Source organism: Porticoccus sp., from assembly GCF_041592135.1.
In the GTDB taxonomy this organism is placed as follows: domain Bacteria; phylum Pseudomonadota; class Gammaproteobacteria; order Pseudomonadales; family Porticoccaceae; genus Porticoccus.
This window is the reverse complement of record NZ_JBFHQR010000037.1, coordinates 1-17,734: the sequence shown is the minus strand read 5'-3', so window position 1 is coordinate 17,734 and position 17,734 is coordinate 1. Positions and strand designations below refer to the sequence as shown.

Here is a 17,734-nt window from a genome sequence, read left to right as displayed (position 1 = left end):
TTTCAACAGCAGAATTTCCGCCAACCACAATACCAACAGTGACCCCGCCAGCACCGGCAACAGCAGGGCGCACAACAGGATTACCCCGCCGACCACCCTGCCCGCCCGGGTATCCGCCATGGGCACTGGCGCACCGAGACCCGCCGCCGGTCGGCGCCGTTGCCACAACACCAGACCGGTCAAACTCATCAACACCAAACCCAGCGCGGTCAACACGCCCAGCAACTGATTAAACCAGCCGAACAATTGCCCCTCGTGGGCGGCCACGCCAATACCGATCACCCGATCCAGCGGCGGCCGTTGCGCAAAGGATTCGCTGCGCACAACCTGCCCGGTCGACTGCTCCAGCCAGGCGTCGACCCGCAGCGGGCGGTTCTGGTGTTGCGACTGGACCTTCCAGATGGCGGGGTTTTCCCTGGAGGGCAGCAACAATACCGGCGGAGCCAGATCGAGGGCAACGGCGCCGCGCAACAACGCCTCACTGAGGTCGATGGGGAGTTCCTTCGCCCCGGCGCCGTGGTGGTGCTCCTGGGCGCGGCTCAGGGTCCAGTCCTGCTGTACCGGCTGCTGCCCCAGTTGACGCAATTCCTTGAAAGCCGTGCCCCAAACCAGTGTCCAGGGCAGTCCGCTCACCAGCAGGAACAGGGCAAACGCCGACAGCCAAATGCCGGTAACCCCATGTAAATCCCGCCAGAACGTCCGCTGGCCCTGGCGAAGCCTCGGGTACAGCACCCCCGCCAGTCCCCGGCTGTTGCGCGGCCACCACAGGTACAGCCCGGTCAGTATCAGCACGATGGCCCAGCAACCCGCCAGTTCCACCAATATCGACCCCGGATTGCCCGCCAGTAACTCGCCGTGGAAGGTGCGCACCTGCTGCACAAACTGGTCGTCCACATTGATGCTGTGCAACGGCTCCAGGGTATAGGGGTTGATATAGACCAGCCGCTGCACCCCCTGGTTGAGCAGGGTGATCACCACCGCTTGCCGATCGTGCAACGGCAGTTGGTAATTGACAAAGCGGCTGCCCGGAAACGCCTTGAGTGCCGCCGCAATCTGGGCGTTGGCCGTTGTTCTGGCAGCACTGACGGGCAACTGCTCATAGGGGCGATTCGCCAGGGCATCCCATTGCGGCTTGAACAGGTAAATGGCACCCGAGATGGCCAGGGTCAGGATAAAGGGGATACAGAACAGGCCGGCATAGAAGTGCCACCGCCACAGGGTGCGGTAAACGGCGGAGGCTTTTACCACTGGGGCAAAACCGCTCGACATACTAGCCCTCGCCCTCTCGGATACCACGGCTGCGCTGAAACATGCTGTTACCAGTCATAGGAGACATTGAAATACAGGGTGCGCGCCGGCCAGGGGTGCGCCACGTAGGCGGTTTCATCAAACAGGTTGTCTGCCCCAAGACTCAGCTTCAGGTGTTTGTCCCACTGATAGCTGGTTTTCAGCCCGACAAACATAAAGCCGTCCTGGCCACCGTACACCCGCTCTTCATTGTCGCTGTTGTCCAGCCTGCCGTAACTGTCGGCAGCGTATTGCAGGCTGCCACCCAGATCCCAGCGGGGGGTGACATGATAGGTCGCGAGCAGGTTGCCGCGCCACTCCGGCATGCGCGGAGACTCATTGCCGACGATGGTGGGGTCGGCATCGTTTTCACGGATCTCCGAGTCGGTCCAGGTCAGGTTGAAGCGCACATCCAGCTTCGCCACCAGCACATCGGACCCGTTGACAATCAACTCGGCGCCGCGGGTTCTCACCTGGTCCACCGGCACAAAGGTGCGGATCGACGAGCCACCCGGCAGGGTGGTGGCCTGGGATTCGATCACGTCCTCAATCTCTTCCCAGAACAGGTTGACGCGCACATAGCCCTGATCGATGGCCCGCTCGATCATGAAATTGTGGTGCAGGCCGTCCTCCGGTTCGAGCGCGGGATTGGACTCGCTGACCGCATTGTAGGCCTGGTACTGACTGAACAGTTCCTCAACGATGGGGAAACGGTAGGCCCTGGCGATGGAATAGCGGAAGGTCCACAGCTCATTCGGTTGCAAGCCGAGGGAGAACTTCGGCGAAAACTTGTTTTCCGAACGGCCCGGCACCTTGACCACATCCAGCCCCGGGGTCATGGCATCGTCGTCCGAATAGTAGCCGTCGCTGCTCTCCCAGGATTCATAGCGACCGCCCAGGGCCATGGACCAGTACTCATCGATATCCCAATTGAGCTGCAGGAAGGCAGCGGCAATATCGGTTTCCCCACCACTGCGGCTGACGGCGTCGGTCTTGTCACCGCTGACATAGTTATCGGAATCGTAGACCCTGGTATTCAATTCGTAAGTTTCGTAGCGCAGACCCGCCACCCACTGCATGCCGTCGAGGCCGACCTCGTCCAGGGTGAATTTGATATCGGCGGTCTGCCAGCCGGTGTCGTCGTAATCCAATATCTGGCCAGCCGGGGTGTAGTCCGGGTGGGCGGGGTTGAGGGCGGAGCTGCGGGTCTCGTCCTCGATAATGGCGAAGTGACTGAGATTGGTCTCCACCGCCAGGTTGTCCGTCAGATCACCCTTCAGGCGCAACCCCAGGGAGAGACTGCGGCGATCCTGCTCGCTGACATTGAGGCGACTGCCGGGCACATTAAACTGCTGACCGTCCTGGATAACATCGCCGCCCCAGATTGTGTTGCCATCGGCATCCCGAAGGTAACTGTTGGGGGAGTCGGTGTCGGAATGGCGATCCTCATAGGCCAGGTTGAGCAGGGCGAACCAGTCGCCAAAATCGTAACCGGCCTTGAACTTGTAGTTGTCGGTGCTGGTATCGACCATGCCGGTATCGCCGAAATAGAGGCGTTCATCGCCGCGCTCATCCGCACCGCCGATGGCACCGCTTACCGCCGTTGGACCCAGGGCGCTGCTGGAACTGCCGTAATAGTACGACTGGGGCTGGGAATCGTTTTCCAGACGGTTGTAGGAGAAGTAAACGCTGAGATCGCCGATCTTGTCGCCGTAGGAGACAAAGCCCTTGTGTCCGTCCAGATTCTCGTCGAAGCCGTATTCGTCAAAGGACTGGGTAAATGATGACCAGTCCACATGAAATTCCCGCTGCTGGGGGATGGCCGTCTCGATCAGCACTACCCCACCCATGGCATTGCCGCTGTACTCAGCGGAAAACGGCCCGTACAGCACGTCGACCTGGGCGATTTCACTGGCCGACACCATGGTCCAGCGGGGCGCGCCGTTCCAGCGTGACTCGAGCAGATAATGCAGCGGCACCCCGTCGGCGAACACCATGGAGCGGCTGGTCTGAAACATGTTGGCACCGCGGATCCCCAGGGTGCCGTTGGAATCGCCGATAAAGCGGCGGCGGATCACCAGGCTCGGCTCGTATTTCACCAGATCCTCGGTGGTGGCCACATTGATACTGGCCATGTTCTCCCGGGTGAGCAGACTGGTGGGATTGGTGTAACCGGCCTGGCGACTGGTGACCGGTTTGCCCCAGACGCTCACCTCTTCAAGGTTTTCCCCCGCACCGGTTTCTTCCGGTACAGTTACAGCGCTGGTGTGCGCCTGTACACCCATGGCACACAGACTCAACAGACATGCCAGAGTGGGCAGTATGGTCCCAGCGGTCTTTGCTTTCATTATTCGCCCCGACATGAAAATGCTTCGAATTCAGCGGCGGCATCTTTGCTGGTCGGGAGGCAATCGTCAATGCGACAAATTGTCGCAGGTTGGCGCACGACATGACCCCAAACCACCATGACAAACATCTCCGGAAAATCCGATTACAGGGGACAGGACACCCACGACTGTCACCACAGACTGTCCGCCGAGAAATGCCACCCTTGCGCAAACCCGCCGGCTTATCCGGGGCCTCGCAGCACCGGTGAACAGATGGGTGCTTTTCGCCTGGCGGCCAACCGGCGGACCCACTATCTGAATCGCCTGGAACGACCGGAAGAGCAGACCAACCTGCGCAAAAGCAGCATCTCCCTACGGAATCAGCACAGCGTAGGGGGTCTCCAGCTTGATACGCCACTCGCCGCGGCTGCGGTAGACCCAACCCTGCAGCTCGACCTGGCGCCCCAACAGGGCATCAAACCACAAGGGGTCAAAGTACTGCTGATTTTCAGGGTAGGTAATGGCCGTGAGGTGGTTGTCGAGGGACAGCCGCCACTGCTTGCCCCGCTCCACGGCCGTCACCCTCCCCCGAACTCGCTGGAAACCGCCGCGGGCAATATGGTCGGCGGGAACCGAAGCGATGCCGCGATGGCCCCACAGCCCTTTTTTGGCGATACGGGCCTGCTGCTCGGCGGCCGCCAGGCAGGCAGCCAGGGTCAGATTGGGGGGAATGGCCACGTGGTAGGCCAGCCCCTGCGCCAGCAGGAATTGCTCAAGGTTTTCACCACGCCCGTTGTAGAGGTGCGCCAGGGTGCGGCCGTAGTGGTCGCTGGCCTGGCGATCGAGCAATAGTTCCAGCTCGCCCGCCTTGGCCACAAAGTCTTCGACTGCCCGGCTGGCTGCGCGGGCAAAGGGCTGGTCGGACGCACCACGGTGGCCCACTTCGGTGGCGTTGATGCCGATCAACCGAATGTTGCGGCCATCCCGGAGTTTCAAGGTGTCGCCATCGTAAATCTGCGCCACAGCCACTTTCTCGGTCTTGGCAAAGGCTTCGCACGGCGCTTCCGCGACGGCCTCAAACGGCCCGAAAAAACACGCACCAACGAAAAACGCGCCCCGGGCAACAGCCGGGGGCGCGTTTCGGTCGCCTCGAAAGGCAAGCATATACAGCTTATTTCTTGGCGGAACGACCGGCAAAGCGCTTGTTGAAGCGGTCGATACGACCACCAGTATCCACCACCTTCTGCTTGCCGGTGTAGAACGGGTGACACTGCGAGCAGACATCCACGTGGATGCTGTCGACCAGGGTGGAGCCTACTTCAATAACATTGCCGCAACTGCAGGTAGCAGTCAGCGCGCCATAATTCGGGTGGATTGCTGATTTCATGTCTCTTTGCCTCTGTGTCTTGCACACCGCAACCCGATCACTGTTCAGCCCGGTCGTTGTCCACTGGGATCGCCGCATACATCTGGTACACTGCGTTCCTCGATTCGACGCTGGCTGACTGAACGTCAACCCTCCGGGATGCCTGGTAATTTGTCGGGCACCGTATGCCGCCTTAAACGGAGCGCGAATACTACCAGAAAATGGCCCTCTTTCAAGGTTTTAGCAAAAATTCACAGTGATGACCCATTCCGCCATTCTCCGCGTTGCCGTGCCATCACCCCTGCGGCGCCTGTTTGATTACTTGTGGCCCGCAAATTCGGGGCCGGCACCACTCCCGGGTTGTCGCCTGCTGGTGCCCTTTGGACGGCGCACTGTGGTCGGGGTATTGGTGGAAGTTTCAGACCACAGCGACCTGCCGCTCAACAAGCTGAAGTCCATCAGCGCATTGCTGGATGAACAACCGCTGTTGCCGGAGCCGCTGCTACAACTCGGCCTCTGGGCGGCCAGTTACTATCAGCACCCCGTCGGCGACGCCCTCGCCACCGCCCTGCCCGCCCTGCTGCGCAAGGGTGAGGCGCTGCCGGAGCCAGCTGATCGCCACTGGCAGCTGACCACCCACGGCAAGGGCCTGCCGCCCTCGGCGCTGGCCAGGGCGCCGCGCCAGCAACAGGTGTTGCAGCACTTGCTGGAACGGGGGACGGCGAGCCGAGCGGATTTCCAGCAATTGGGCGTTGCCTCCCCGGTACTGCGACAGCTGGAACAGAAAGGGCTGGTAGAACAGCTCATCCCCAAGTTGCAGCCTTTTGACCCGGCAACCCTGCTGTCAGAGACACCGCTGCCCCTCTATCCCCAGCAGCGCGAGGCCCTGGAGAGCATCGAACTGCACGGCTTCCACTGCTACCTGCTGGATGGCGAAACCGGCAGCGGCAAGACCGAGGTCTACCTGCAGGCCATTGAGAAAGTGGTCCGCTACGGCCGCCAGGCGCTGGTATTGATCCCCGAAATCAGTCTCACACCGCAGACCCTCAGCCGCTTTCGGGCGCGCTTTAACTGCCCGGTGGCGGTGCTCCATTCGGGCCTCACCGACCGGGAGCGCGCTCTGGCCTGGAATGCCGCGCGAACCGGACAGGCGGCCATCGTTCTGGGCACCCGCTCGGCCATTTTCACCCCGCTGCAAAACCCCGGCCTGTTGATTGTCGACGAGGAGCACGACAGCTCCTTCAAGCAGCAGGACGGCTTCCGCTACTCCGCCCGGGATCTGGCGGTGATCCGCGCCCACCGGGAGAATGTGCCGCTGGTATTGGGGTCGGCCACCCCCTCGCTGGAATCCCTGCTCAACTGCCAGCAGGGGCGTTACAGCCGGCTGGTGCTGTCCCAACGGCCCGGAACGGCACAGCAACCGCGCTGGCAAACCGTGGACATCCGCCAGCATCGCCTGTCGGCGGGCTACTCGCGGGAACTGATCGAGGCCATGCAACAGCAACTCGACGGGGGCAACCAGGTGCTGGTATTCCTCAACCGCCGGGGCTTTGCACCGACCCTCAGTTGCCATCAGTGTGGCTGGATCGCCAACTGCCGTCGCTGCGAGGCGCGGCTCACCGTGCACCGCCAGATCAACCGGCTGATCTGCCACCACTGCGAATACCAGCATCCAGTGCCCGGCAACTGCCCCGACTGCCACAGCGCCCAACTGCAATGTATTGGCCAGGGCACCGAACGCAGCGAGGAAACCCTGCAGGTGCTGTTCCCGCAATATCCCGTCATCCGCGTGGACCGGGACACCACCCGCCGCAAGCAGGCCATGCAGGCCGTCGTGGACCGGGTGAGCGGCGGCCAGCCCTGCATACTGCTCGGCACCCAGATGCTAGCCAAGGGCCACCACTTCCCCCATGTCACCCTGGTGGCGATCCTCGATGCCGACGGCGGGCTGTTCAGCGCCGATTTTCGCGCCCCGGAAAAAATGGGGCAATTGATCACCCAGGTGGCGGGCCGGGCCGGACGTGGGGACCACCCCGGCACCGTGATCCTGCAAAGCCACCACTGCGAACACCCGCTGATCGCCACCCTGGTGCAGCAGGATTACCGCGCCTTCAGTGAGATGCTGCTGGCGGAACGGCGCCTGACGCAACTGCCCCCCTTCCGGCATATGGCACTGCTGCGGGCCGAGGCTCCCGACGGCCGGGCAGCGGCGACCTTCCTGGAGTACGCCCGCCAATGCGCTGAACAACTGCTGCCCGCCAGCCCGGACACGGGTTACCTCGGGCCGCTGCCGGCGGCAATGGAAAAGCGCAACGGCCGTTTCCGCCACCAACTGAGCATCACCTGCCGGGAGCGGCCCAAGTTGCAGCAGTTGATGAGCGCGCTCAGCACGGCCCTTGAACAGTCATCCCTGGGGGCAAAAATACGCTGGTCGGTGGACATCGACCCCCAGGATATGAGCTGATAGAGACTGTTGTTCTGAAGCACTGGCAGAGGTTCGCCGTTATCCATACAATGGCGCCCAGCAAAGGAGTTCCGTCCGCCCCATGACCCGGGATTACGCAAAAAAGTCTAGTCATCGCGGCCAAAGCAGGCCGAGCGCCCGCAAGAGTCGGCCGACCAGGCAGGGTGCGCCCGGCTGGTTGTGGCTGCTGGCCGGCATACTGGTGGGCGCGTTGCTCACCGTCCTGTTCCAACTCGCCAAAACCCCGGATACGGACACCGCGGCGGCGCCAGCTGAACAGCCCGTCCAGGAAGAATCGGGCAACAAGCCCCACTTTGATTTTTATACCCTGCTGCGGGAAACCGAGGTGATCGTACCGGATGCCCCGGCACCAAAATCCGGCAGCCAACAACCGGTAGTCGAACCGAAAGTCACCGCCAACGAAGTGTTCCTGCTGCAGGTGGGATCGTTCAAGGCCAGTGCGGATGCCGACAGCCTGCGCGCCCGGCTGTTGCTGCTCAACCTCAGTGCCAGTATCGAGACCGTCAGCCCGCGCAAGGGCGAAACCTGGCACCGGGTGCTGGTGGGACCGTTCACCAGTCATGGCGACGTCAGCGAAGCCCGCAACCGTCTCGCCGGCAATGGCATCGACTCGCTGCTGCTAAAGCGCAAGCAATAGCAGCACGCCTTTCCCGTTGCGGATATCCTCAGCCGCGAAACTTCCGGCCCTTGTGGTGGCGCTCCAGGTTCTCAGTGCGTTTTTGCTCGTTTTTCCGCAGCATCACATAGGTGGCGCCGGTGCCGCCGTGCTGGGGTTGGGCACTGTGAAAGGCCAGCACCGCGTCCAGCTGTCGCAACCACTGGTTGGTACAGCTTTTCAGCAGGGCGGGTTTGTCGCGATTTTCACCGCGACCGTGGGTAATCAGCCCGCAGCGGATATCGTGTTTCACACAGTCCCGGATAAACTGGTAAACCTGTTGCCGCGCCTGTTCCACGGTCAAGCGGTGCAGGTCGAGCCTTGAGCCGATACTGTATTTGCCCTGCCTGAGGTTCTTGAATACCCCGTGCTGCACCCCTTCTCGCTTGAACTCGAATACATCCCGGGGTTTTACCATGGGAATATATTCCTCCGAGCACAACCCGTCGGCAGCCCTGGCGATCTCCTGCTGGGCGGCGCGTCTGCGCAGCTCGAGGCCGGGGGTCTGCTCAGGGGTTTTTTGCCGGGCAACGCGATCCGCCGGTTTGCTCAACGGGGTGACGTCGCCCATCTGCTCGCGAAATAAACTGCTATCGTCGTCGGTCACGGCCGGGGCTCTTGAAGTATCGTTTGCTCACTGGCGGAGATTATAGCCCGGTCATTGCTCAGGCCGCATCCGTATGGGCCAGCGGGCGGCTCATAAAACGCTCCCTCGCCAGCTGATCGGCCACCTCACTGGTCGCGGCATTTTCCGCTGCGGCAATGCGGAATATCTGCGGCAGGGTTTCGGCTGCGACCCGGTCGATATGGCGCAGCACCTCCTGGCGATCGGCGCCAAAGTACTGGTAATACACCTCGATCAAACCACCGGAGTTGATCACGTAGTCGGGCACATAGAGCACCCCTGAAGCCGCCAGACGATGTCCATCCTCCTCGGTATCCAACTGGTTGTTGGCGGAGCCGGCGACAATGGGCGCCCCCAGTTCACGGATACTCCGCGCATTCAACACCGCCCCCATGGCGCAGGGTGAAAACACCTCGGCGGGCTGGCGCAGGATCTCTTCCGGGGAGACCGGAATCACCCCCAGATCGGCCACCGCACGCTTCAGGTTATCGGGAAAGATATCCGCGACATAGACCCGGGCACCGGCCTCCGTCAGCAGTCGCGCCAGCTCGTAGCCGACCTTGCCGACCCCCTGGATCGCCACCCGCATGCCGGCGAGGGTATCCCAGTCCAACTGGAAGCGCGCCGCCTGTTCGATGCCCCGAAATACCCCGTAGGCCGTGAACGGCGAGGGATCACCGCTGGCCCCGCTGCGGTGGTCGAAACCGGTCACGAACTCCGTTTCGGCGGCCATGGTCAGCACATCCTCTTCACCGATGCCCACGTCCTCGGCCGTCACATACTCTCCCTGCAGGCTGTTGACCAGCCGGCCCATGGCGCGCAACAGTTCCGGGGTCTTATCGACATGGGGGTCGCCGATAATCACCGCCTTGCCACCGCCCAGGTTCAGCCCGGTAATGGCCGCCTTGTAGGTCATACCCCTGGACAACCGCAGCACATCGGCAATGGCTTCATCCTCGTTGGCATAGGGCCACATCCGGCAGCCCCCCAGGGCACAGCCCAGATGGGTGTTGTGAATGGCGATAATCGCCTGCAGGCCGGTGTCGGCGTCGCGGTGAAACACCAGCTTTTCATGGCCGTCGTAATCGGGGTGGCTAAAGACACTCATCAGTCTTCTCCTGTAGGTGATAGCACCATGTCGGCGACAGCCTGGCCCGGCTCGACAATTTTTACCGGCTCCGCCCGAAATGCGGCCAGCAACTGTGCCTGCTGTTGCCGCGCACGCGTCAGGTTATGTGCTTTGACATGGCCAAAGCCGCGGATTTTTTCCGGCAGTGCCGCCAGCTCCACGGCGTTTTGATAATTGTCCCGGGACAGGCCCGCCAACAGCTGGTCGACCAGCTCCTGGTAATCGGCAATCAACTGGCGCTCCATCTTGCGTTCGGCGCTGTAACCGAAGGGGTCAAAGACGCTGCCGCGCAGGAAACGCAGTTTCGCCAGCCCCCGGAACAAGGGCAATATCCAGCCGCCGAATTCCCGCTTCAGCAGATGTCCGCTGCGCGAATCGCGGCGGGCAAAAATGGGCGGCGCCAGGTGGAAACGCAGTTTGAAATTGCCCTCGAACTCCTCCTGCAACTGGCGCTCGAACTCACCGCTGGTATAGAGGCGGGCCACTTCGTATTCGTCCTTGTAGGCCAGCAATTTGTAATAGTTGAGCGCCACCGCCCGGGTCAGGGCCATATCCTCCTCCACACAGCCGGGAAAGCGATTCAGCTCCACCGCGCGCACGGTTTCCACCATCTCGCGGTACTGATCCGCCAGGGCGTGATTCTGGTAGTCCAGCAGCAGGTGATAGCGGTAGTCGATCAGCCCATCCAGTGTCGCTTCAGGGGGCGAGGGTTCCGCTTGCTTCACCCCGGCCAGGGCCATCACCCGCTCCGGGGCCAGCGCGTAACGGCGGCCCCAGGTGAAGGCGTCGAGGTTCATTGCCACCGCCACGTTATTGATGGCGATGGCCTGCTCAATACTGTCCCGGGGCAACGGGATCAAACCCAGTTGCCAGGCGTAGCCAAGCAGCAGCATATTGGCGCTGATGGCATCCCCCAGCAGCCCGGTGCCGAGGGCGGTGGCATCGATAAACCAGCTCCGCTCGCCGCCGGTTTCGTCCCGCAGAGCCTGGGCCATGTCCCGGTAGGGAAATGGCGCATCCGGGTTGTGGGTGAATTCGGCGGTGGGCGACTCATGGCTGTTCACCACCGCCGAGGAAAACTCGCTGTTGACCTTGGCCAGCGCTTCCTGCCCGGTGGCGACCACCAGATCGGCCGCCAGCAGCAAATGGGCATCGCCGGCGGGAATGCGCACCCCGTGAATGTCGCTCTGTTGATTGGCGATGCGCACGTGGCTGGTGACCGAGCCGAACTTTTGTGCCAGGCCGGTCTGGGTCAATACCGAGGTGCCCTTGTCAGCGATATGGGCCGCCATACCCAGCACCGAGCCTACCGTCAGCACCCCGGTGCCGCCGATACCCGCCACCATGATGTTGTAGGGAATCGAGATCGCCGGCAGTTGCGGTTGCGGCAGTTCCGCCCAGTCGTCGTCCCGCTCCAGGCCGATATGTTTGCGCACCCGGCCGCCGTGCACGGTGACGAAACTGGGACAGAACCCCTTCAGGCAGGAGTAATCCTTGTTGCAGGCGGACTGATCGATGGTGCGCTTGCGACCCAGCGGGGTATCCCGGGGAATAATCGACAGGCAGTTGGACTGGACACCGCAATCACCGCAGCCCTCGCACACCTGCTCGTTGATGAATACCCGTTTCGGCGGGTCGTCCAGAATGCCTTTTTTGCGGCGACGGCGCTTTTCGGCGGCACAGGTCTGCACGTAGATCAGTACGCTGGTGCCCGCCACTTCCCGCAGTTCGCGCTGGATGGCATCCAGGTTGTCGCGGTGATCAATGGTCAATTCCTCGAAATGGGGGAAATCCCCGCCGAACTGACCCGGATCATCCGAGACCACGGCAATGCGTTTCACCCCCTCGCCGCGCAACTGGTAGACCATGCGATCGACACTGAGCACACCGTCCACCGGCTGGCCGCCGGTCATGGCCACCGCATCGTTGTAGAGAATCTTGTAGGTGATATTGACCCCGGCGGAAATCGCGGCGCGGATCGCCAGCAGACCGGAGTGAAAGTAGGTGCCGTCGCCGAGGTTCTGGAACACGTGTTTGTTGTCGGTAAACGGTGCCTGGCCGATCCAGTTGGCGCCCTCGCCGCCCATGTGGGTAAAGGTGAAGGTGTTGCGGTCCATCCACTGCACCATGTAGTGACAGCCGATGCCGGCCATCGCCATGCTGCCCTCCGGCACCACGGTGGAGGTGTTGTGGGGACAGCCGGAGCAGTACCAGGGCTTGCGTTCCAGCAAGGTCGGTTTGACGGACAGGGAGTGCTCCTTGGCCTGCAGGAACGCCAGCCGTTTCTCCACCCGCTCACTGGTGTAAAAACGGCGAATGCGCGCGGCGATCACCTGGGCGATCAGCGCCGGGGTCAACTCGCCGAGGTTGGTGACCAGCAGTTCGCGGTTCTCATCGTACTCCCCCACCACCCGGGGACGCTTGTCCACCGGCCAGTTGTAGAGCTGTCCGGTGAGCTGGTCCTCGATGACGCTGCGCTTCTCCTCGATGACCAGAATTTCCTCCAGCCCTTCGGCAAACTGGTGGGTCACCGAGGGTTCCAGCGGCCAGCTCATGCCCACCTTGTAGAGCCGCAGGCCGATGGCCTGGGCCAGCTGCTCATCGATGCCCAGGTCGTCCAGCGCCTGCAAGGTATCCAGATAGGACTTGCCGGTGGTGACAATACCGAGCCGGGCATTGGGGCTGTCCAGGGTGATGTTGTTGAGGTTGTTGGCCCGGGCAAAGGCCAGCGCCGCATAGATTTTGTAGCGCTGCAGCCGCTGCTCCTGTGCCAGCGGCGTATCGGGCCAGCGACCGTGCACGCCGTCCGGAGGCAGTTCGAAATCCTCCGGCAGCACGATCTGCACCCGGCCGGGATCGATCTCGGCGGAGATGGCGGCATCGCAGTTCTCGGTGATCACCTTCATGCCCACCCAGCAGCCGCAGTAACGGGACAGCTCCCAGCCGTAGATACCGAGATCCAGCACCTCCTGCACCCCGGCGGGATTGAGCACCGGGCAGGTGGCGCCGATAAACATGTGGTCGCTCTGGTGCGGCAGGGTGGAGGACTTGCAGGCGTGGTCGTCGCCCACCACCGCCAGCACACCGCCGTATTTCGAGGTGCCGAAGGCGTTGGCGTGTTTCAACACGTCCATGCTGCGGTCGAGCCCCGGACCCTTGCCATACCACAGGCCGTAGACGCCGTCGTAGCGGGCGCCGGGAAACAGATTGACCTGCTGGCTGCCCCACACGGCGGTCATGCCCAGGTCTTCATTGATACCGGGCTGGAAATGGATGTTGTGTTTGTCGAGGAACGGTCGCGCTTTCCACAGCGCCTGGTCCAGACCGCCCAGGGGCGAGCCGCGGTAGCCGGAGATAAAGCAGGCGGTATTCAGCCCGCGCTGCTGGTCGCGCTGGTGTTGCAAGATGGGCAGGCGCACCAGCGCTTCGATGCCGGTGAGATAGGCGCGGCCCTTATCAAGCAGATACTTGTCGTTCAGAGAAACCGTCACAGACACCCCCTTTCAAGGTCACTGTGTCAACGCCAGGTTATTGTTATCGCCCGCGGCGACAATTTAGCCGCGTTTTTACACCTGGCTCTTTGGCAAAAAGCATAGACCATGGTTCCGGCAATGGAATTGCTTTTTATGTCTCCATTCCCTATATATAGGAAATATTTTTCTATATTTCATTATATCTGGGGTAATTTATGCCCGAATTTGACCAGACGGATATCGAGATCCTGAAAATACTGCAGCGGGATGCCAGTCTCAGCGCCCAGGACGTGGCGGCACAGGTCAACCTGTCCACCACCCCCTGCTGGCGGCGCATCAATCGCATGGAGCAGGCGGGCATTATTCGCGGCAAGGTGGCGCTGCTCGATGCCAGCAAACTGGGCATGCAGATGGTGACCTTTGTCAGCATTTCACTGACCCGCAACGACGAGGATTCGCTGGAGGCGTTTGAGGCGCAGGTACAGCAGTTCCCGGAAGTAGTGGAGTGTTACACCGTCACCGGCACCATGGACTACTTTCTGAAAATCGTCACCCGGGATATCCAGCACTTCGAGGGGTTTCTGCGCCGCCACCTGGCGCGGCTGCCGCTGATCCGCGACCTGCACTCCAACGTCGCCGTCACCCAGATCAAATACACCACGGAGTTGCCGCTGGACACCCAGCTCTAGAGGAACTTGCCGTAACAGCTGTTATTCCGGGTCGTCCAGGGACAGGTGGGAAGTATCCACCTGGCGATCCGGCACCGGCTGTTTTTCATTATCCTGGAGAATATCGGCACCGGTCTCGGCGATGCTCATATAGGAAGTGTCGATATTGGCGGGGGTGAAATCCCGGCGGTATTCCGGGGTCAGAACATCGGCGCCGACCGGCGCGACGTCCACCTGTTCATCCGGCAACTGGGGGGGTTCCTGATTGACCTCATTACTCCCCGCGGTCGTTGCCTCGGTTTCCGCGGCGGGGCGAATATCCACCACGGCACCCGCCTTGCGCATACTGGCCTGGTAGCGCTGCGCCAGCTCCCGATCGAGATTGCGTTTGACCACCACCGGGCGGCCGGAAAACATCCCGTCGATGCGCGCCGGTTCCGCAGCAAACAACTCTGCCAGCCGCTGCTTGACCTCGACAATTGCTTGGCCGGGGACCACATCACCCCGAAAAACCACTTCGTAACGTTGTTCGCTCACGGTGCTCCATCCTTCGATACAGGTTCCGGTTCATACGGTGCCGGCAATCGCCCAACCGGGGTAAAGCCTAACAATTTCTTTCCCTTGTTACCGTATCAGGCTAGCAAATATTGGCACGACCTTCATTGTGGCACATCAACCTATCAGAATTCCCAGCCAGGTGACGAGGAATACCAGCATGGACATGGTCACTGCCGCCGAACCCTGGTCTTTCGCCCGGCCGGACAAGGCGTGGTGCTCCGGGCCAATCCGGTCAATCGCCGCTTCCACGGCGGAATTGAGCAACTCAACAATCAGCACCAGCAGTACTGAAGCCGTCAACAGTATCCACTCAACCTTGTCACGGGCCACCAGCAGCGCCAATGGCAGGAAAAATGCGGCCAGCAACAGCTCGATCCGAAAGGCCTCTTCATGCCTGAAGCAGGCCACAACACCCCGCCAGGAATGCAGGGTCGCCAGCATTATCCGGCGCTTCAACAGTCCCCGAAAAATCGTTATCACAGATCACTCCCATTAATGCGCTGATCCATTTCCCGGGACGGTTCCTGTTCTTTCGGCCGCCCGACAACTTTTGCCGGCACCCCCACCAGCGTCGTGTGGGGCGGAACCGGATGCAGGACCAGGCTGCGGGCGCCGACCTTGGCGCCCTCACCCACCTCAATATTGCCGAGGATCTTGGCGCCGGCCGCAATCAACACGCCACAGCGGATCTTGGGATGGCGATCACCCGCCTGGGCGCCGGTGCCCCCCAGGGTGACGGAGTGCAACATGGAAACGTTGTCGCCGATCACCGAGGTTTCACCGATGACCAGGCCGGTGGCGTGGTCAATCATAATACCGCCGCCGATTTCGGCCGCCGGGTGAATGTCCACACCGAAGACTTCCGAGGCCCGGCTCTGCAGAAACAGCGCCAGTGCCCGGCGCTGTTGGCGCCACAGCCAGTTGGCCACGCGATGCGCCTGCAGGGCATGGAATCCCTTGAAATACAACAGCGGCAAACAATACCGGTCGCAGGCCGGATCGCGCTCCACATAGGCGGTGAGATCCCGGCGCATGCGTTCCCGCAGCACCGCATCATTGGCCATCGCCTCGGTCAGCACCTGGTGAATACTGAGATCCGACAGCACCGTGTTGCCCAACTGCTCCGCCAGGTTATAGGCGAGCGCCGCTTCCAGTGACGGGTGACTCAACACCGAGGCATAGAAAAAACTGGCGAGCACCGGTTCCTGCCCGGCAAATGTCTTCACTTCACTACAAATGGTTTGCCAAAGCGGATCCCTGCCGCTCTTGCTGTGATCTGAACTACTCATATGTCTCCCGTGGCGGAGGCAGAATGAACCTGGCGGAGATCTCATCCAGACTCGCCAACACTGCCCCCCGCAATTCCAGGCCCTCATTATCCAGAAGTTTGCGGACAAATGCCCCATCAAGTTGATGTTCAAACTGTGACGCCAGCGGCCGGTAGCTCAAATGCCAGGGCTCCGGGGCCACACCGCCGCCATCGCGGGCATAGGGGCGGTAAAAACCAAAAGCGTCGGCATGTTCCTCCAGCCAGCGTGACAGCCTATAAAAGGGGCCGCCCGGGGCATATTCCCCGGGCAGCAACTGCAATGGGTATGTCTCAGACACCGCCGCCCGATCCCAGACATCCATATCGGTGCCCCAATGGTGGCGGGAGCAGCCGGGAAGCGCCGACCAGCGCAGGATGGCCAGCACTTTATCCTCGTCACTGAGTTGAGAAGCATCGAGGGGCTGGCCATCGCTATCCAGCAGCGGGCGGCGCCCCCCGGCCTTGGCATTCCAGATCGCCAATTGGCGGTCATAGCTGCGAAAGCCGCTGGCGATTTGCAAATCCAGCCCGGCTTCGGCGGCGGCGGCGCGCAATTGCCGGAACGGCTCAATCACATCCCGGTGCAACAGCACATTGCCCTCCAGCGGGCAAAGATGTGCCTCGCAGCGGCCGGCCATCATGTCCTCAGAAATTTGCTCCGCTACCACCGCATTCCCGCCCCCGCCTGTTCCGGAAAAATAACACCTTAATATGACGAAAGTTATTTTGCTATGCTTCGGCCACAACCCAGAAGGAGCAGCTCGGCATGCAGCAGGAAATCGAACAGATCCAGTCTATCTACAACACCATTGTGGAATTCTTCGTCACCTACAGTTTCCAGCTGGTGGGTGCCCTGATCGTTTTCCTGATCGGCCTGTTTGTCGCCGGCAAAGTATCGAAAATGGTACTCGCCCTGTGCGAGAAAAAAGGTCTGGATATTACCCTCAGCCGCTTCCTGGCCAGCTTTGTCAAAATTGCCATCCTGGTGGGGGTGGCGATCATCGCCCTCGGCAAAATAGGCATCAGTGTCACTCCCTTTGTCGCCGCCATCGGCGCGCTGTCCCTGGGGGCGGGCCTGGCGGTACAGGGGCTGCTGTCCAACTATGGCGCAGGCCTGAATATCATTATTACCCGCCCCTTCGTGGTGGGCGACACCATCACCGTCCAGGGAGAGACGGGATTGGTGGACGAAGTGCACCTGGCCTATACCATCCTGAAAGATGAGGACGACGTGCGCATCACCATTCCCAACCGGCATATCGTCGGCGAGATCATCCACAACTCCGCCGCCAACAAGCTGGCGGAAACCACGGTGGGGGTCAGCTACGATTCCGACCCGGAACAAGTCATCCGGGTGCTGCGCGCCGTGCTGGCGCAGCAGGGCGTTACCGAGGCCCGTGAACCCCTGATCGGCATCGACCACTTCGGTGACAGCAGCATTAATTTCGGCGTGCGTTTCTGGGTACCGACCCAGCGTTTTCACGAAACCCGTTTTCAGGTCAACAACGCCATCTTCGAAGGGCTGGGTCAGGCGGGTATTGCCATCCCCTTCCCGCAGCGGGAAGTGCGCATGCTCAACCCGAAGCCCTGAACGGCCCGCAGTATTCAAGACAACTCTGGTCCGGCAGCATCCTCTGACGGTGGCCGATCCCCCCAGGTCAATCGGTGGGGATCGAAACCCGCCACCAGGGTGGGTTTGACCACCTCGAAGTAGGGCGACAGATCAAAATCCCGCGGCGCATAAAGGCTGTGATGGCGAATATGGAGGATCTCCTGGTAGATTTCCTCCATCTCCGGGTCGAGGGTTTTTTCCAGGGTGATTTCCGGCAAAATCGGATAACGGATAGCCTGA

16 protein-coding genes are annotated in these 17,734 nt (G+C 61.4%); 4 read left to right on the top strand and 12 right to left on the bottom strand.

All coding sequences use genetic code 11. The features are described 5' to 3' along the window. From ABY948_RS05465 to rpmE, 4 genes are all read right to left on the bottom strand, one after another. On the bottom strand, positions 1–1,269 hold a 1,269-nt coding region (locus ABY948_RS05465), incomplete at its 3' end, for a PepSY-associated TM helix domain-containing protein (protein WP_461481505.1). Between the two features lie 47 nt (positions 1,270–1,316). Next, positions 1,317–3,587: a TonB-dependent receptor gene (locus ABY948_RS05460; RefSeq protein ID WP_461481504.1), complete on the bottom strand. Its 2,271-nt coding sequence runs from the start codon at positions 3,585–3,587 to the stop codon at positions 1,317–1,319. A gap of 399 nt (positions 3,588–3,986) precedes the next feature. Next, the gene (locus ABY948_RS05455) at positions 3,987–4,778 is read right to left on the bottom strand and encodes a thermonuclease family protein (protein WP_461481503.1); all 792 of its coding nucleotides are present in this window, start codon (positions 4,776–4,778) and stop codon (positions 3,987–3,989) included. A gap of 7 nt (positions 4,779–4,785) precedes the next feature. Further along, entirely contained in the window at positions 4,786–5,001 is a 216-nt protein-coding gene (gene rpmE / locus ABY948_RS05450) for a 50S ribosomal protein L31 (protein ID WP_461481502.1), read from the bottom strand. Between the two features lie 238 nt (positions 5,002–5,239). Between rpmE and ABY948_RS05445 the strand changes: the two genes are divergently transcribed. Together ABY948_RS05445 and ABY948_RS05440 are read left to right on the top strand one after the other, a co-directional pair. Further along, positions 5,240–7,444, top strand: coding sequence for a primosomal protein N' (locus ABY948_RS05445; RefSeq protein WP_461481501.1), 2,205 nt, complete (start codon positions 5,240–5,242; stop codon positions 7,442–7,444). A gap of 82 nt (positions 7,445–7,526) precedes the next feature. Then, entirely contained in the window at positions 7,527–8,102 is a 576-nt protein-coding gene (locus ABY948_RS05440; protein ID WP_461481500.1) for an SPOR domain-containing protein, read from the top strand. 28 nt (positions 8,103–8,130) lie between these two features. Here ABY948_RS05440 and smrA read toward each other — a convergent pair whose 3' ends face one another. The 3 genes from smrA to ABY948_RS05425 are packed head-to-tail and all read right to left on the bottom strand — an operon-like array spanning position 8,131 to position 13,365. Beyond that, entirely contained in the window at positions 8,131–8,727 is a 597-nt protein-coding gene (gene smrA / locus ABY948_RS05435) for a DNA endonuclease SmrA (protein ID WP_461481499.1), read from the bottom strand. Between the two features lie 58 nt (positions 8,728–8,785). Continuing rightward, the gene (locus ABY948_RS05430) at positions 8,786–9,853 is read right to left on the bottom strand and encodes a Glu/Leu/Phe/Val dehydrogenase dimerization domain-containing protein (RefSeq protein ID WP_461481498.1); all 1,068 of its coding nucleotides are present in this window, start codon (positions 9,851–9,853) and stop codon (positions 8,786–8,788) included. After that, positions 9,853–13,365: an indolepyruvate ferredoxin oxidoreductase family protein gene (locus ABY948_RS05425; protein ID WP_461481497.1), complete on the bottom strand. Its 3,513-nt coding sequence runs from the start codon at positions 13,363–13,365 to the stop codon at positions 9,853–9,855. The genes ABY948_RS05430 and ABY948_RS05425 overlap by 1 nt, the downstream gene beginning before the upstream one ends. 197 nt (positions 13,366–13,562) lie before the next feature. Here ABY948_RS05425 and ABY948_RS05420 point away from each other — a divergent pair, with 197 nt between their 5' ends. Then, positions 13,563–14,036, top strand: a complete 474-nt coding sequence (locus tag ABY948_RS05420; RefSeq protein ID WP_461481496.1) for an Lrp/AsnC family transcriptional regulator — start codon at positions 13,563–13,565, stop codon at positions 14,034–14,036. Between the two features lie 21 nt (positions 14,037–14,057). Here the strand turns inward: ABY948_RS05420 and ABY948_RS05415 are convergent, their stop codons facing one another. The 4 genes from ABY948_RS05415 to ABY948_RS05400 all read right to left on the bottom strand — a co-directional run bounded on the left by ABY948_RS05415 (position 14,058) and on the right by ABY948_RS05400 (position 16,550). Next, a complete protein-coding gene (locus ABY948_RS05415; protein WP_461481495.1) occupies positions 14,058–14,552 on the bottom strand; it encodes a hypothetical protein in 495 nt (164 codons plus the stop codon). A 135-nt stretch (positions 14,553–14,687) separates the two neighbouring features. Further along, positions 14,688–15,053, bottom strand: coding sequence for a diacylglycerol kinase (locus ABY948_RS05410; RefSeq protein WP_461481494.1), 366 nt, complete (start codon positions 15,051–15,053; stop codon positions 14,688–14,690). Then, entirely contained in the window at positions 15,050–15,862 is an 813-nt protein-coding gene (cysE, locus tag ABY948_RS05405; RefSeq protein WP_461481493.1) for a serine O-acetyltransferase, read from the bottom strand. The genes ABY948_RS05410 and cysE overlap by 4 nt, the downstream gene beginning before the upstream one ends. After that, positions 15,855–16,550 (bottom strand): M15 family metallopeptidase, encoded by a 696-nt coding sequence (locus tag ABY948_RS05400; protein ID WP_461481492.1) that lies wholly within the window; start codon positions 16,548–16,550, stop codon positions 15,855–15,857. The genes cysE and ABY948_RS05400 overlap by 8 nt, the downstream gene beginning before the upstream one ends. A 98-nt stretch (positions 16,551–16,648) precedes the next feature. Between ABY948_RS05400 and ABY948_RS05395 the strand changes: the two genes are divergently transcribed. Next, positions 16,649–17,473, top strand: a complete 825-nt coding sequence (locus ABY948_RS05395) for a mechanosensitive ion channel family protein (RefSeq protein WP_461481491.1) — start codon at positions 16,649–16,651, stop codon at positions 17,471–17,473. A gap of 14 nt (positions 17,474–17,487) precedes the next feature. Here the strand turns inward: ABY948_RS05395 and ABY948_RS05390 are convergent. Beyond that, a partial coding sequence (locus ABY948_RS05390) for a hypothetical protein (protein WP_461481490.1) occupies positions 17,488–17,734 on the bottom strand: 247 nt, incomplete at its 5' end.